Source organism: Segatella cerevisiae (genome assembly GCF_024054555.1).
Lineage (GTDB): Bacteria > Bacteroidota > Bacteroidia > Bacteroidales > Bacteroidaceae > Prevotella > Prevotella cerevisiae.
The window spans coordinates 16,581-32,123 of record NZ_JAMXLY010000020.1 but is presented as its reverse complement, the minus strand read 5'-3'; the positions used below and the strand labels follow the sequence as shown (position 1 = coordinate 32,123).

General features: G+C 45.5%; 11 protein-coding genes. All 11 read left to right on the top strand.

What is annotated here, in order from left to right; translation table 11 throughout:
- Positions 1–196 precede the first annotated feature (196 nt).
- Positions 197–4,006 (top strand): DNA-directed RNA polymerase subunit beta, encoded by a 3,810-nt coding sequence (gene rpoB, locus NG821_RS06720; protein WP_252760896.1) that lies wholly within the window; start codon positions 197–199, stop codon positions 4,004–4,006.
- Positions 4,007–4,031: 25 nt separating this feature from the next.
- Positions 4,032–8,366, top strand: coding sequence for a DNA-directed RNA polymerase subunit beta' (gene rpoC / locus NG821_RS06715; protein WP_252760895.1), 4,335 nt, complete (start codon positions 4,032–4,034; stop codon positions 8,364–8,366).
- Positions 8,367–8,502: 136 nt separating this feature from the next.
- Positions 8,503–8,832: a DUF3467 domain-containing protein gene (locus NG821_RS06710; RefSeq protein ID WP_252760894.1), complete on the top strand. Its 330-nt coding sequence runs from the start codon at positions 8,503–8,505 to the stop codon at positions 8,830–8,832.
- A 707-nt stretch (positions 8,833–9,539) separates the two neighbouring features.
- Positions 9,540–9,920, top strand: a complete 381-nt coding sequence (gene rpsL / locus NG821_RS06705) for a 30S ribosomal protein S12 (protein ID WP_252760893.1) — start codon at positions 9,540–9,542, stop codon at positions 9,918–9,920.
- Between the two features lie 183 nt (positions 9,921–10,103).
- Positions 10,104–10,583, top strand: a complete 480-nt coding sequence (gene rpsG, locus NG821_RS06700; protein WP_252760892.1) for a 30S ribosomal protein S7 — start codon at positions 10,104–10,106, stop codon at positions 10,581–10,583.
- Positions 10,584–10,607: 24 nt separating this feature from the next.
- Positions 10,608–12,722, top strand: coding sequence for an elongation factor G (fusA, locus tag NG821_RS06695; protein ID WP_252760891.1), 2,115 nt, complete (start codon positions 10,608–10,610; stop codon positions 12,720–12,722).
- Between the two features lie 85 nt (positions 12,723–12,807).
- Positions 12,808–13,113: a 30S ribosomal protein S10 gene (rpsJ, locus tag NG821_RS06690; RefSeq protein ID WP_252760890.1), complete on the top strand. Its 306-nt coding sequence runs from the start codon at positions 12,808–12,810 to the stop codon at positions 13,111–13,113.
- Between the two features lie 43 nt (positions 13,114–13,156).
- Complete coding sequence (gene rplC / locus NG821_RS06685) at positions 13,157–13,771, top strand: 50S ribosomal protein L3 (protein ID WP_252760889.1); 615 nt, start codon at positions 13,157–13,159, stop codon at positions 13,769–13,771.
- Positions 13,771–14,400 (top strand): 50S ribosomal protein L4, encoded by a 630-nt coding sequence (rplD, locus tag NG821_RS06680; RefSeq protein ID WP_252760888.1) that lies wholly within the window; start codon positions 13,771–13,773, stop codon positions 14,398–14,400. Before rplC ends, rplD begins: the two co-directional genes overlap by 1 nt.
- A gap of 13 nt (positions 14,401–14,413) precedes the next feature.
- Positions 14,414–14,707: a 50S ribosomal protein L23 gene (gene rplW / locus NG821_RS06675; protein WP_252760887.1), complete on the top strand. Its 294-nt coding sequence runs from the start codon at positions 14,414–14,416 to the stop codon at positions 14,705–14,707.
- A gap of 7 nt (positions 14,708–14,714) precedes the next feature.
- A complete protein-coding gene (rplB, locus tag NG821_RS06670; RefSeq protein WP_252760886.1) occupies positions 14,715–15,542 on the top strand; it encodes a 50S ribosomal protein L2 in 828 nt (275 codons plus the stop codon).
- Position 15,543: the final 1 nt, after the last annotated feature.

The following is a 15,543-nucleotide window of genomic DNA, read 5'->3' as shown; positions in this document are numbered from 1 at the left end:
TTTGTGTCTTTTAGAACTATTTTCTATGGCACTCATAAAGCTATAGAAATAGGATGTTGATGATAAGTGGCCATTATTTCTTTCAAACTCTGTTTCACTTCTTGCTTCTCGCAGGGAGAGTAGACAACGAAGTATAAAAAAGAAGTATAATGACCGATTAAAGATAGAATTAGATAACACTGTTTTATTTCTTCTGATGACAAAAACCGTAGATAACAGAATTAATTTTGCGAAGGTACACAATCCATATCCGTATCCGGATTTCTTGGATGTGCAGCTGAAGTCTTTCAAGGATTTCCTGCAGTTGGACACTCCGCCTGAGGAACGTAAGAATGACGGCTTGTATAAGGTGTTCCAAGAGAACTTCCCTATCACCGATACACGGAACAATTTCGTTCTTGAGTTCTTGGACTACTATATCGATCCGCCTCGTTATTCCATTGAGGAATGCTTGGAACGTGGATTGACTTATAGCGTACCTTTAAAGGCTAAGTTGAAACTGTACTGTACAGATCCCGATCACGAGGATTTCGGTACATTCATTCAGGATGTTTTCCTGGGTACTATTCCTTATATGACCCCTAATGGTACCTTTGTTATCAATGGTGCTGAACGTGTCGTAGTAGCCCAGTTGCATCGTTCACCGGGTGTATTCTTCAGTCAGGGCGTCCATGCCAACGGTACAGTGCTTTACTCGGCACGTATCATTCCTTTCAAGGGTAGTTGGATCGAGTTTGCTACAGACATCAATAATGTGATGTATGCTTACATTGACCGGAAAAAGAAATTGCCTGTAACCACTTTGCTGCGTGCAATCGGCTACGAAGCAGATAAGGATATTCTTCAAATATTTGACCTTGCCGAAGAAGTGAAGGTGAACAAGAAGAATATGAAGGCTGCAATTGGCCGGAAATTGGCTGCCCGTGTGCTGAAGAGTTGGAATGAGGACTTCGTCGATGAGGATACGGGCGAAGTTGTCTCTATCGAGCGTAACGAGGTGATCATGGAACGTGAAACCGAATTGACTGAGGACAATATTCAGGAAATTCTGGATTCAGGCACTTCCACGATCCTGTTACATAAAGATGAGGAAGCTGCTAACAAGTTCGCTATCATCTTCAATACTTTGGCCAAGGATCCCTGCAACTCAGAAAAGGAAGCTGTCAACTATATTTATAGACAACTCCGCAATGCTGACCCTGCTGATGATGCTAGTGCAAAGGAAGTTTTCCAGAATCTGTTCTTCTCTGACAAGCGTTATGATTTAGGAGAAGTCGGACGCTATCGTATCAATAAGAAGTTAGGACTGAACATTGATATGGATACGCGGGTTTTGACGAAGGAAGATATTATCGAAATTATCAAATATCTGATCCAGTTGATCAATTCAAATGCAACTGTGGATGATATTGACCACCTTTCCAACCGTCGTGTCAGAACAGTAGGCGAGCAATTGGCTAACCAGTTCTCTATCGGTCTGGCTCGAATGAACCGGACGATCCGGGAGCGTATGAATGTCCGTGACAACGAGGTGTTCACGCCTACCGACCTGATCAATGCCAAGACAATTTCCAGCGTGATCAACTCCTTCTTCGGAACTAACCCGCTGAGCCAGTTTATGGACCAGACCAATCCTTTGGCAGAGGTGACGCATAAGCGTCGTCTGTCCGCATTAGGACCTGGGGGCTTGTCTCGTGATCGTGCAGGATTTGAAGTACGTGATGTGCACTATACGCACTATGGACGTCTTTGTCCTATTGAATCCCCTGAAGGACCTAACATCGGCCTGATTTCTTCTTTGTGCGTGTATGCGACGATCAATGACCTCGGCTTTATAGAAACTCCTTATCGTCATGTAAAGGACGGCAAGGTAGATATGGACAATGGTCATGTGGAGTTCCTCACGGCTGAAGAAGAGGAAGGCAAACTGATTGCTCAGGGTAATGCACCGCTCAATGAAGATGGTACGTTTAAGAACAAGACCGTACATACTCGGCAGGCAGCAGACTTCCCAGTTGTCGCTCCTGAAGAGGTCAACTTGATGGATGTCTCTCCTCAGCAGATCGCTTCTGTTTCTGCAGGTTTGATTCCTTTCTTGGAGCATGATGACGGTCACCGTGCACTGATGGGTTGTAACATGATGCGTCAGGCCGTTCCGTTACTTCATAATGAAGCGCCGATAGTAGGTACAGGCTTGGAAAAGAAAGTTTGTGAGGACAGTCGCACTCAGATCACTGCTGAAGGTGACGGTGTCGTTGAATATGTTGATGCAACACTGATCCGTATCTTGTACGACCGCACGGAAGAAGATGAGTTCGTCAGTTTCGAACCGGCATTGAAGGAATACCGTATTCCTAAGTTCCGTCGGACCAATCAGAACATGACCATTGACTTACGGCCGATTTGCAGTAAAGGTCAGCGCGTCAAGAAGGGTGATATCCTGACGGAAGGCTATGCTACCGATCAGGGAGAGTTGGCTTTGGGCCGTAATCTTCTGGTGGCATACATTCCTTGGAAGGGCTACAACTATGAGGATGCCGTGGTGATCTCCGAACGTATGGTCCGGGAAGATATCCTGACCTCTGTCCATGTCGATGAGTATTCTCTTGACGTGCGTGAGACCAAGCGTGGTGTTGAGGAATTCACCAGTGATATTCCTAATGTCAGTGAAGAGGCGACGAAAGACCTTGACGACAACGGTATTATTCGTGTCGGGGCTCGTGTAGAACCTGGCGATATCCTGATAGGCAAGATTTCTCCTAAAGGCGAAAGCGATCCTTCACCTGAGGAAAAACTCCTTCGTGCGATCTTCGGCGATAAGGCTGGCGATGTAAAGGATTCTTCTCTGAAAGCCAATCCTTCTCTGAGTGGTGTTGTCATTGACAAGAAATTGTTCTCTAGGGCTGTCAAGACCCGTGAGTCTAAGAAACAGGACAAGGTTACACTTGCCAAGATTGATGATGAGTTCGCTCAGAAGGACAAAGATCTGAAAGATATCTTGGTCGACAAATTGCTGACATTGACGAAAGGCAAGACCTCTCAAGGTGTCAAGGATTATACGGATGCCGAGATCATTACCAAAGGCAGCAAGTTTTCTGCAGCTGCATTGGCAAACATCGAGTATGACGGTATCCAGAGCAACGGATGGACAGAAGATGACCATACAAACAAGTTGATCCAGAGACTCATTATGAATTACCTGCGGAAATTCAAGCAACTGGATGCTGAAATGAAGCGCCGGAAGTTTGCTATCACTATCGGGGATGAACTCCCTGCCGGTGTTCTGCAGATGGCTAAGGTCTACGTGGCAAAGAAGCGTAAGATCCAAGTCGGAGATAAACTTGCCGGTCGGCATGGTAACAAAGGTATTGTTTCTAAGATCGTACGTACTGAGGACATGCCGTTCCTTGCAGACGGTCGCCCGGTAGACTTGGTGTTGAACCCGATGGGTGTACCTTCACGTATGAACCTCGGACAGATCTTCGAAGCTATTCTTGGTGCAGCCGGGAAGAAATTGGGACTTAAATTCGCCACTCCCATTTTCGATGGTGCGAAATTGGGTGACCTGTCTGAATGGACAGATAAAGCCGGTCTTCCACGGTTATGCTCAACTTATATCTATGACGGTGAGACCGGTGAACGGTTTGACCAGCCAGCTACCATTGGTATCACTTACTTCCTGAAATTGGGACATATGGTAGAAGATAAGATGCATGCACGCTCTATCGGACCTTACAGTTTGATTACACAGCAGCCATTGGGTGGTAAAGCACAGTTTGGCGGACAGCGTTTTGGAGAGATGGAGGTATGGGCTCTGGAAGGTTTCGGAGCTGCACATACGCTTCAGGAAATGCTGACTGTCAAGAGTGATGATGTGACAGGCCGTAGTAAGGCTTATGAGGCTATTGTCAAAGGAGACCCGATGCCAACACCGGGTATCCCTGAATCTCTGAATGTGTTGATTCATGAACTTCGTGGTCTTGGACTGAGTATCAAACTTGAATAATTCAACCCCTTAACAGAAAGTAAATATGGCTTTTAAAAAAGATACTAAGGTAAAGAATAATTTCTCGAAAATTACAATCAGTCTCGCCTCTCCTGAGGAGATACTTGAAAATTCGTACGGTGAGGTTACCAAACCTGAAACCATCAATTATCGTACCTATAAGCCGGAGCGTGACGGACTGTTCTGTGAGCGCATTTTCGGTCCTACCAAGGATTATGAATGTGCCTGTGGTAAGTATAAGCGGATTCGCTATAAAGGCATTGTCTGCGACCGTTGCGGTGTAGAAGTTACGGAAAAGAAGGTTCGCCGTGAGCGTTGCGGGCACATCGAATTGGTGGTGCCTGTAGCTCACATCTGGTATTTCCGTTCTCTTCCTAATAAGATCGGCTACCTCTTGGGTTTGCCTACAAAGAAACTTGAAGCCGTCATCTATTATGAAAAATATATCGTCATTCAACCTGGCGATATGGATGGAAAGAAAGATGCCGACGGAATCGAAGTAAACGGTTCTCATAAGTTTGACTTGCTCACTGAGGATGAATATATTGATATCGTGGATAATCAGATCGATCAGAACAATGATCATCTTGAAGATTCCGATCCTAAGAAGTTTATCGCCAAGATGGGCGCAGAGGCCATTTATGATCTCCTGTGCGGCTTGGACCTCGATTCTCTCTCCTATCAATTGCGTGATCAGGCCAATAATGATTCCAGTCAGCAACGCAGGACAGAGGCCCTGAAACGCTTGCAGGTCGTAGAAGCTTTCCGGTCCAGTGTAGGAATCAATAAACCTGAATGGATGATCATGAAGATCATTCCTGTCATTCCGCCTGACCTGAGACCTTTGGTTCCTCTGGACGGTGGTCGTTTTGCGACATCAGACTTGAACGACCTTTACCGCCGTGTCATCATTCGTAACAACCGCCTGAAGAGACTTGTCGAAATCAAGGCTCCTGAGGTGATCTTGAGGAATGAGAAGAGAATGCTGCAAGAGGCTGTAGACAGTCTTTTTGATAACTCCCGTAAGAGTTCTGCCGTAAAGAGTGAAAGCAACCGGCCGCTAAAGTCTTTGTCAGATTCTTTGAAAGGTAAGCAGGGACGCTTCCGCCAGAATTTGCTGGGTAAGCGTGTCGACTATTCTGCTCGTTCGGTTATCGTTGTCGGACCTGAACTGAAGATGGGACAGTGCGGTCTGCCTAAACTGATGGCTGCCGAACTCTACAAACCGTTTATCATCAGAAAACTGATTGAGCGCGGCATCGTGAAAACAGTGAAGAGTGCCAAGAGAATCGTTGATCGCCGTGAACCGGTGATTTGGGATATTCTTGAGAATGTCATGAAGGGACATCCTGTATTGCTGAACCGCGCTCCGACCTTACACCGTCTGAGTATCGAAGCCTTCCAACCAATTTTGATTGAAGGTGAAGCTATTCAGTTGCATCCTCTGGCTTGTACACCGTTCAATGCGGATTTCGATGGTGACCAGATGGCTGTTCATTTGCCGTTGAGCAATGAGGCAGTTTTGGAGTCACAGATATTGATGCTTCAAAGTCATAATATCCTGAATCCTGCAAATGGTGCCCCGACAACTGTTCCTACTCAGGATATGGTATTGGGATTGTACTATATTACCAAGTATCGTCCGGGAGCCAAGGGAGAAGGCTTGACCTTCTACGGCCCTGAAGAAGCAATCATCGCCAATAATGATCATAAATGTGATTTGCATGCCAAGATCAAAGTCCTTGTCAAGGACGTCGTTGATGGTAAGATTCAGAAAGTCATGCGTGAGACCTCAGTGGGTCGCGTCATTGTGAATCAGATCATACCTGATGAAGTAGGCTATTTCAACGATATCATTTCCAAGAAGACCCTTCGCGGCATTATTGCAAATGTCATTCATGTTGTAGGTATGGCAAGGGCTTGTACTTTCCTGGATGGTATCAAGAGCTTGGGTTACCACATGTCTTATGTCGCCGGTCTTTCCTTTAATTTGGATGATATTATCGTTCCACAAGAGAAACCCGATATCGTCAAGAAAGGTCAGGAAGAGGTCGACAATATTACAATGAACTACGATACCGGTTTGATAACCGATAAGGAACGCTATAATCAGGTGATCGATGCCTGGACCCATGTGAACAGCAACTTGAAGAAGTCTGTTATGAAGCACATGACAGAGGCTGACCAAGGTTTCAACGCCGTGTTTATGATGCTTGACTCAGGTGCCCGTGGTTCTGCAGACCAGATTGCACAGTTGGCAGGTATGCGTGGCTTGATGGCTAAACCTCAGAAGGCCGGTGCAGGTGGCAATCAGATCATTGAGAACCCGATCCTCTCCAATTTCAAGGAGGGTATGTCCGTTCAGGAATACTTCATCGCTTCTCATGGTGCTCGTAAAGGACTGGCTGATACGGCTATGAAGACAGCAGATGCCGGATACCTTACCCGTCGTCTGGTAGACGTCTCTCATGATGTCATCATCACAGAGGAGGATTGCGGTACACTTCGTGGCTTGGTTTGCACAGCTTTGAAAGATGGTGATGAGATCATATCGTCATTATATGAACGTATATTGGGAAGAGTTTCCGTACACGATGTCATCAATCCTACTACGGGTGAGTTGATCGTTTCTGCCGGTGAGGAGATCACCGAAGAAAAGGCTCAGGCAATAGAGGACAGTCCTATCGAAAGTGTGGAGATCCGTTCAGTGCTGACTTGCGAGAGCAAGCATGGTGTATGCGCGAAATGCTATGGCAGAAACTTGGCTACAGGCCGAATGGTACAGTTGGGTGAAGCTGTTGGTGTGATCGCTGCACAGGCTATCGGTGAACCTGGTACACAGTTGACGCTGAGAACCTTCCACGCCGGTGGTGTGGCTGGTAATGCTGCAGCCAATGCCAGCATCGTAGCCAAGAATGACAGTAAACTGGTGTTCGAGGAACTCAGGACCGTCCCCTTCGTAGAAGAAGGCGAGGATGGCAAAGACGTCAAGTGCCGAATGGTCGTCAGTCGTCTGGCTGAAGTCCAGTTTATCGATCCGAATACGAATATATCTCTTTCTACTCTCAACGTGCCTTATGGCTCATCCTTGTACTTCAAGGATGGTGATGTAGTGAAGAAGGGTGACAAGGTCGCTAAATGGGATCCGTTCAATGCACTCATCGTGAGTGAATATGCCGGTACCCTGAAGTTCCATGACGTCATCGAAGGCGTCACTTTCCGTGGTGAGACTGATGAGACGACTGGTATGACTGACCGTATCATCACAGACTCGAAGGATAAGAGCAAGGTGCCTACTGTAGATGTGATTGGAACAGGCGGGAAGATCCTGGCCACTTATAACTTCCCTGTAGGGGGTCATATCGCTGTGGATGACGGCCAGACCATCTCTACCGGTACGACACTTGTCAAGATACCGCGTGCCGTAGGTGGTGCCGGTGATATCACCGGTGGTCTGCCTCGTGTCACTGAACTTTTCGAGGCCCGTAATCCGTCGAATCCTGCTGTAGTCAGTGAAATCGATGGTGAAGTGACGATGGGTAAGGTCAAACGTGGTAACCGTGAGATCATCATCACCTCTAAGACCGGAGAGCAAAAGAAGTACATGGTCAGCCTGAGCAAGCAGATTCTGGTTCAGGAACATGACGCTGTACGTGCAGGTACGCCGCTTTCCGACGGTCAGATTACTCCAAGTGATATTCTGGCTGTCATGGGACCGACTGCCGTTCAGGAGTATATCGTGAACGAAGTACAGAATGTGTACCGGTTGCAGGGTGTGAAGATCAATGATAAGCACTTTGAGATCATTGTCCGTCAGATGATGCGTAAAGTCCGCATAGATGATCCGGGTGATACAACTTTCCTGGAGCAGGAACTGGTGGACAAACTCGATTTCGCTGCTGAGAATGATCGTATCTGGGGAAAGAAAGTGGTCACAGACGCCGGAGATTCCGAGAATTTCAAAGCCGGACAGATTATCTCAGCTCGCAAGTTGCGCGATGAGAATTCTATCCTCAAGCGTAAGGACTTGAGAATCGTTCAGGTGAGGGATGCCGTTGCTGCTACCTCTACTCAGATTCTGCAGGGAATTACCCGGGCAGCTTTGGGAACCAAGAGTTTCATGAGTGCTGCTTCCTTCCAGGAGACGACTAAGGTCTTGAATGAGGCTGCAATCCGTGGTAAGACGGATTATCTTGAGGGAATGAAAGAGAATGTCATCTGCGGTCATTTGATTCCTGCAGGAACCGGATTGCGCCAATGGAACAAATTGGTAGTCGGCTCCAAGGAAGAATATGAGCGGATGGAAGCTAACAAAAAGAACGTTCTCGATTTCTCAGACCAAGATGTCGTTTCTAAATAAATGATGAAAGGCCATGGATCTTTCCGTGACCTTTTATCTGAATCTTGAACTTGTTTAATTTTCTTATGACCCGTTTTAAGTGCTGAATGATAGTAATGACAGGTACTTGAAACGGGTCATTAAATTCATTAATACTATGGCTGATAATAATAATGTTGATCAAAACCAAAACGGACAGTTGCAGTTGGAACTGCGTCCTGAAGTTGCTGAGGGTGAATATGCGAATTTCGCCATTATTACCCATTCAAGCAGTGATTTCGTTCTTGATTTCGCCCGTATTATGCCCGGTGTGCCCAAAGCTCAGGTCAGAAGCCGTGTAATCTTGGCTCCTGAACACGCTAAACGTCTTTTGAGGGCCCTTCAGGAAAATATCCAGACCTATGAACGGCAATTCGGAAAGATAGAGATCCCTGAACAGGCTCCTCGCACCATTGCGCCTTTTGGCACGGATCGTGGTGAAGCTTGACGGAAAACCTTTTATTTGAATAGTCCCGCAGATTCCTTTCTGAAATCTGCGGGACTATTTTTTTGTGCATTTCCTCATACTTACTGGTTCTAAAATCACGTCTTCTTTCTTAAATCTTGACTTCTGAAAATCAGATGATGGAAGTATTGAATAAGCACAACTCTTGGTCTTTCGAAAGTATGCTCTTTAGTTTCGAGAAAGTCGGCGTCTTGTCTTTCGAAAGGCGAGCCTCTCTTTCGAGAAACTACGGACTTCTATTTTTAAGATGTATATATCTATTATTTCGCGATAAATTACCAATATTATAATTCTAAATAAATGAGCATAACCTGCAACTCATATTCCTGTTTTCCTGTCATTTATTTTTTACAATAAAAAGATAGGGCGGAAGGCGTTTTCTATGACTGGACAGTATTAACTTCCGATAGGGGCCAAGTTGATGGGCTGAATGAGTAAACAATCAGATTCATATTGTGAGTTGATTATCACTAGTATATGGTAACCAATGTTTCTGATAATATAAAATAGGTTAATATAATATATATATGTATAATTTGGTATTCTAATGAGTTGTGGAAAAGTTATAAATTAGGTATTACCAAAGATTATTTGTACCTTTGCAGCCCGAAATGGCTTAGTATGGGTGGATTTTATGCTGCCCGTATCATCAATTGACAATAACAATAATATATAAATAAAAATTAATTATGCCTACTATTTCACAGTTAGTAAGAAAAGGCAGAAAGGTGGCAGCAGACAAGAGCAAGTCACCGGCTTTGGATAATTGTCCTCAGCGCCGTGGTGTGTGTGTCCGTGTTTATACGACTACCCCGAAAAAGCCTAATTCGGCAATGCGTAAAGTTGCCCGTGTACGTTTGACCAATCAGAAAGAAGTCAACTCATACATTCCTGGAGAGGGTCACAACCTTCAGGAGCATAGTATCGTCCTCGTGAGAGGCGGTCGTGTCAAGGACCTGCCAGGTGTCCGGTATCATATCGTACGCGGCACGCTTGATACAGCCGGTGTTGCCAATCGCACACAGCGCCGTTCCAAGTATGGAGCTAAGCGTCCTAAGGCGAAGAAATAAGCTAAGTCATAATGCCATAGGTTTGAGGTCGTAACAGACTGAGAAGCTATGGCTTTACCAAGAAAAATCAGTTATCGTTCGTTTTGCTGGAGAAAGAACTATAAGGGTTGAGTAAATATCCAGGTGTGGATATTGAAGAACGCATAAAAGTGCAGCCTCCGCAGAATAATATTTTAAGTAAAAATGAGAAAAGCAAAACCAAAGAAGAGGGTCGTCCTTCCGGATCCCGTCTTCAATGACCAGAAGGTCTCTAAATTCGTAAACCATTTGATGCTTGACGGTAAGAAGAATACATCCTATGCAATCTTCTACAAAGCTCTGGATACCGTCAAAGAAAAAGCTCCGAAGACAGAGGAGAAATCTTCTCTTGAAATCTGGAAACAGGCTTTGGACAATGTTACTCCTCAGGTGGAGGTGACGAGTCGTCGTGTAGGCGGTGCTACTTTTCAGGTTCCGACGGAAATCCGTCCTGACCGCAAAGAGAGTATTGCCATGAAGAACCTTATCACTTTCGCTCGTAAACGTAGCGGCAAGTCAATGGCTGAAAAACTTGCAGCCGAGATCCTGGATGCATACAACAATCAGGGCGGTGCCTATAAGCGTAAGGAAGATATCCACCGTATGGCTGAAGCTAACCGTGCTTTCGCACATTTCAGATTCTAATTCATTTAACAGGTAAAAAGAAAAATGGCAAACCGTGATTTACATTTGACGCGAAACATCGGCATTATGGCTCACATCGATGCGGGTAAGACAACGACGTCAGAACGTATTCTTTATTATACAGGCAAGACCCATAAGATTGGTGAGGTGCATGATGGCGAAGCTGTCATGGACTGGATGGCCGAGGAGCAGGAGAGAGGTATCACCATCACTTCTGCTGCTACTACTTGTAATTGGACATGGAACGGGAAAGAATATAAAATCAATTTGATTGATACCCCGGGTCACGTAGACTTTACGGCTGAGGTAGAGCGCTCTCTCCGTGTACTTGATGGCACTATCGCTACTTACTCTGCAGCTGACGGTGTTCAACCACAGTCTGAGACGGTATGGCGCCAGGCTGACAAATACAACGTTCCTCGAATTGGCTATGTCAATAAGATGGACCGCTCTGGCGCAGATTTCTTCGAGACTGTCAAGCAGATGAAGACGATCTTGGGCGCTAATCCTATTATCCTGCAGATCCCTATCGGCGCTGAAGAGAAATTCCTCGGAGTAGTTGATTTGATAAAGATGAAGGCTATTCTCTGGCATGACGAGACGCTGGGAGCTGAATATGACGTAGAAGATATTCCTGCAGATCTCGTAGATGAGGCTAAGGAATACCGTGATAAGTTGCTTGAGGCTGCATCTAACTATGATGACAACTTGATGGAACTTTACCTCGACGGCAAGGATGTACCTGAGGATATGATCATCGCCGCTATCCGCAAAGGTACGACCAAATTGGAATGCTGCCCGGTATGTCTGGGTTCTTCTTATAAGAATAAGGGTGTTCAACCTCTATTGGATTATGTTTGTATGTTCTTGCCTTCACCTGTGGATACACCTAACATCAAGGGTACTAATCCTGATACAGGGGAAGAGGAAGACCGTAAACCTATTGAGTCAGAACCGCTCGCTGCCCTGGCATTCAAGATCGCCACTGACCCGTTTATGGGACGCTTGGTGTTCTTCAGAGTGTATTCTGGTAGCGTGGCTGCAGGCTCTTATGTCTATAACCCTCGTTCCGGAAAGCGCGAGAGAATCAGCCGCTTGTTCCAGATGAATTCCAAACAGGAAATTCCTATGGATTCAATCGACGCAGGTGACATCGGCGCAGGTGTAGGTTTTAAGGATATTCATACTGGTGACACACTTTGTGATGAAAATCATCCTATTGTGTTGGAGTCTATGACTTTCCCTGATCCTGTGATCTCTGTTGCTGTAGAACCTAAATCTCAGGCTGATGTGGCTAAGTTGGACAATGGCTTGTCTAAGTTGGCTGAAGAGGATCCGACCTTCACTGTACGTACTGACGAGCAGAGTGGGCAGACGATTATTTCCGGTATGGGTGAGTTGCACCTGGATATCATCCTCGAGCGTCTCCGCCGTGAATTCAAAGTTGAATGTACTGAAGGTAAACCTCAGGTCAACTATAAGGAAGCTATCACGAAGGAAGTTCATGACCGTCAAACTTATAAGAAGCAGACCGGTGGTCGTGGTAAGTTCGCTTGTATTGAAGTTACCATAGGCCCTAAGGACGAAGACTATACTGAGGGTGACTTGCAATTCGTGAATCAGGTCAAAGGTGGTAATGTGCCTAAGGAATTCATCCCGTCTGTACAGAAAGGTTTCCAGGAATGCCTGAACAACGGTGTTCTCGGTGGCTTCCCGATGACAGGTTTGAAAGTGACCTTGGTAGATGGTAGTTTCCACCCTGTCGATTCCGATCAGATCTCATTCGAGTTGGTAGCACACCAGGCCTTTCGTGAAATGTGTCCTAAGGCAGGACCTGTGCTGATGGAGCCGATCATGAAGGTGGAAGTCGTTACTCCTGAAGAGAATATGGGTGATGTCATCGGTGACTTGAACAAGCGTCGTGGCATGGTCCAGGGAATGGACGAGACACGTAGTGGTGCCCGCATCGTCAAGGCAATGGTTCCGCTTGCAGAAATGTTCGGATATGTGACTGCTTTGCGTACCATCACTTCAGGTCGTGCGACATCTTCTATGGAGTATGATCACCATGCACCGGTATCAAAGGGCATTGCTAAAGCTGTGCTTGACGATATCAAAGGTCATTCAGAACTTTTGTAAATGTTTAGAGGCAGAGGACAACTGCTTAGCGAATGACTCTTAAGCAGGATGTCTTCTCCTCATATATTAATTTAATTATAAAGAAATGAGTCAGAAAATCAGAATCAAGCTGAAATCTTATGACCATCAACTGGTCGATAAGTCAGCAGAGAAAATCGTGAAGGCCGTAAAGGCAACCGGAGCAATCGTGAGTGGTCCTATTCCATTGCCAACTCACAAACGTATTTATACGGTCAACCGCTCAACTTTCGTCAACAAGAAGTCCCGTGAGCAGTTCCAGTTGTCAGACTACAAGCGTCTGATCGATATTTACAGTTCTACAGCCAAGACCGTGGACGCTTTGATGAAACTTGAATTGCCAAGTGGTGTTGAGGTAGAGATCAAGGTCTAAAGGATTAAGAGAACAGGAAATTTTTATTTTAAGTTTTATTGAAATGCCAGGATTAATTGGAAGAAAAATCGGAATGACATCCGTGTTCAGTGCCGACGGTAAAAATATGCCGTGCACTGTTATCGAAGCTGGTCCTTGTGTCGTAACGCAGGTGAAAACCGCAGACAAAGATGGTTACGAAGCTGTTCAGTTAGGTTTCGGCGAGGCAAAAGAGAAAAGATGCTGCAATGCCTTAAAAGGAATCTTCAAGAAAGCAGGCACAACACCAAAAAAGCACTTGGCCGAGTTCAAGTTTGACGAGGAACATAACCTCGGTGATACCATTACAGTTGATATCTTTAAGGATACTAAATTTGTAGACGTAGTCGGTACCTCGAAAGGTAAAGGCTTCCAGGGCGTTGTTAAACGTTATAATTTCGGTGGTGTAGGCCAGTCTACTCATGGACAGGATGACCGCTTGCGTAAACCAGGTTCCATCGGTGCCTGCTCTTACCCGGCTGAGGTCTTCAAAGGTATGCGCATGGGTGGCCAAATGGGAGGCGACAGGGTTACTGCCCAGAACCTTCAGGTATTAAAGGTGATTCCAGAACAGAATCTGCTCGTTGTAAAAGGCTCTTTCGCTGGATGTATAGGTTCAACTGTATTAATTGAGAAATAATGGAAGTTAGCGTTTTGAATATCAACGGTCAGGAGACCGGTAAAAAGGTGACTCTCGATGAGAGCATCTTTGGAATTGAGCCTAACGAACACGTTCTCTGGCTTGCTGTAAAGCAATACCTCGCTAATCAGCGTCAAGGTACGGCTAAGTCCAAGGAAAGAAGTGAACATAGAGGTTCTACTCGTAAACTTGGACGCCAGAAGGGTGGCGGCGGAGCTCGTCGTGGTGATATTAATTCTCCTTTGCTCGTAGGTGGTGGACGTGTCTTCGGACCTAAACCGCGTGACTACAGTTTTAAATTGAATAAGAAAACAAGTCTCCTTGCCCGTAAGTCTGCATTGTCTCAGGCAGCTAAGGAAAACCAGATTATCGTGGTTGAAGACTTCAAGTTTGATGCACCGAAAACTAAAGAATTTGTAAACATTGCTAAAAATCTTAAAGTTGATAGCAAGAAGATCCTTTTGGTTTTGCCGGAAGCAGATAAAAATGTATATTTGTCCGCTCGAAACTTAAAAAGTGCTAAAGTAATTATGGCAAATGCAATCAATACCTATGCGGTGTTGAGGGCTGATGCTGTTGTAATGACAGAAGGTGCATTGAATTCACTTCATGAACTCTTCGTTAAATAAAGGAGACTAAGACATGGCATTTATAATTAAACCCCTGGTTACTGAGAAGCAAACCAAGGTTACAGATAAGTACCCTAACCGATATGGCTTCATCGTGGAGCCTGAGGCCAACAAACTCCAGATCAAGAGCGAAGTTGAAAAACTCTATAAGGTGACGGTAATAGATGTAAATACGATGCGCTATGCAGGCAAAAGGCAGTCCCGCTATACAAAAGCAGGGATGGTAAAAGGCCAGAAAAATGCATTCAAAAAGGCTATCGTTACCCTGAAGGATGGCGATACAATTGATTTTTACAGCAATATCTAAATAAAAAATGGCAGTACGTAAATTTAACCCGGTTACACCGGGACAAAGACACAAGATTATTGGCACGTTCGAGGAGATTACTGCATCCGTGCCAGAGAAGTCTCTCGTGTATGGCAAGCGTTCTACCGGCGGTCGAAACAACACCGGTAAGATGACAGTCCGTTACATGGGTGGTGGTCATAAACGCAAGCTACGTTTTATCGATTTCAAGCGAGAGAAAGATGGTGTTCCAGCTGTAGTAAAAAGTATTGAATATGACCCGAACCGTTCGGCTCGTATCGCTTTGCTTTATTATGCAGATGGTGAAAAACGTTACATTATTGCTCCAAATGGTTTGCAAGTAGGCGCTACTTTGCTTTCCGGTGCCAATGCAGCTCCTGAGATAGGAAATGCACTTCCATTGGAAAACATCCCTGTAGGTACAGTGATTCATAACATTGAATTGCGTCCTGGAGAGGGTGCCCGCCTTGTCCGTTCGGCTGGTAATTTCGCTCAGTTGACTTCTCGTGAGGGCAGTTATTGTGTTATTAAGCTCCCTTCTGGTGAAACTCGCCAGATATTGAGTGCTTGTAAAGCTACTATCGGTAGTGTGGGAAATTCGGACCATGCTCTTGAACGTTCCGGTAAGGCCGGTCGCTCACGTTGGCAAGGCCATCGTCCTCATAACCGTGGTGTGGTAATGAATCCTGTTGATCACCCAATGGGTGGTGGTGAAGGCCGTCAGTCTGGTGGTCATCCTCGTTCTCGGAAAGGCTTGAGTGCTAAAGGTCTTAAGACTCGTGCACCGAAGAAGCTTTCCAGCAAGTATATAATCGAAAGAGCTAATAAAAAATAAA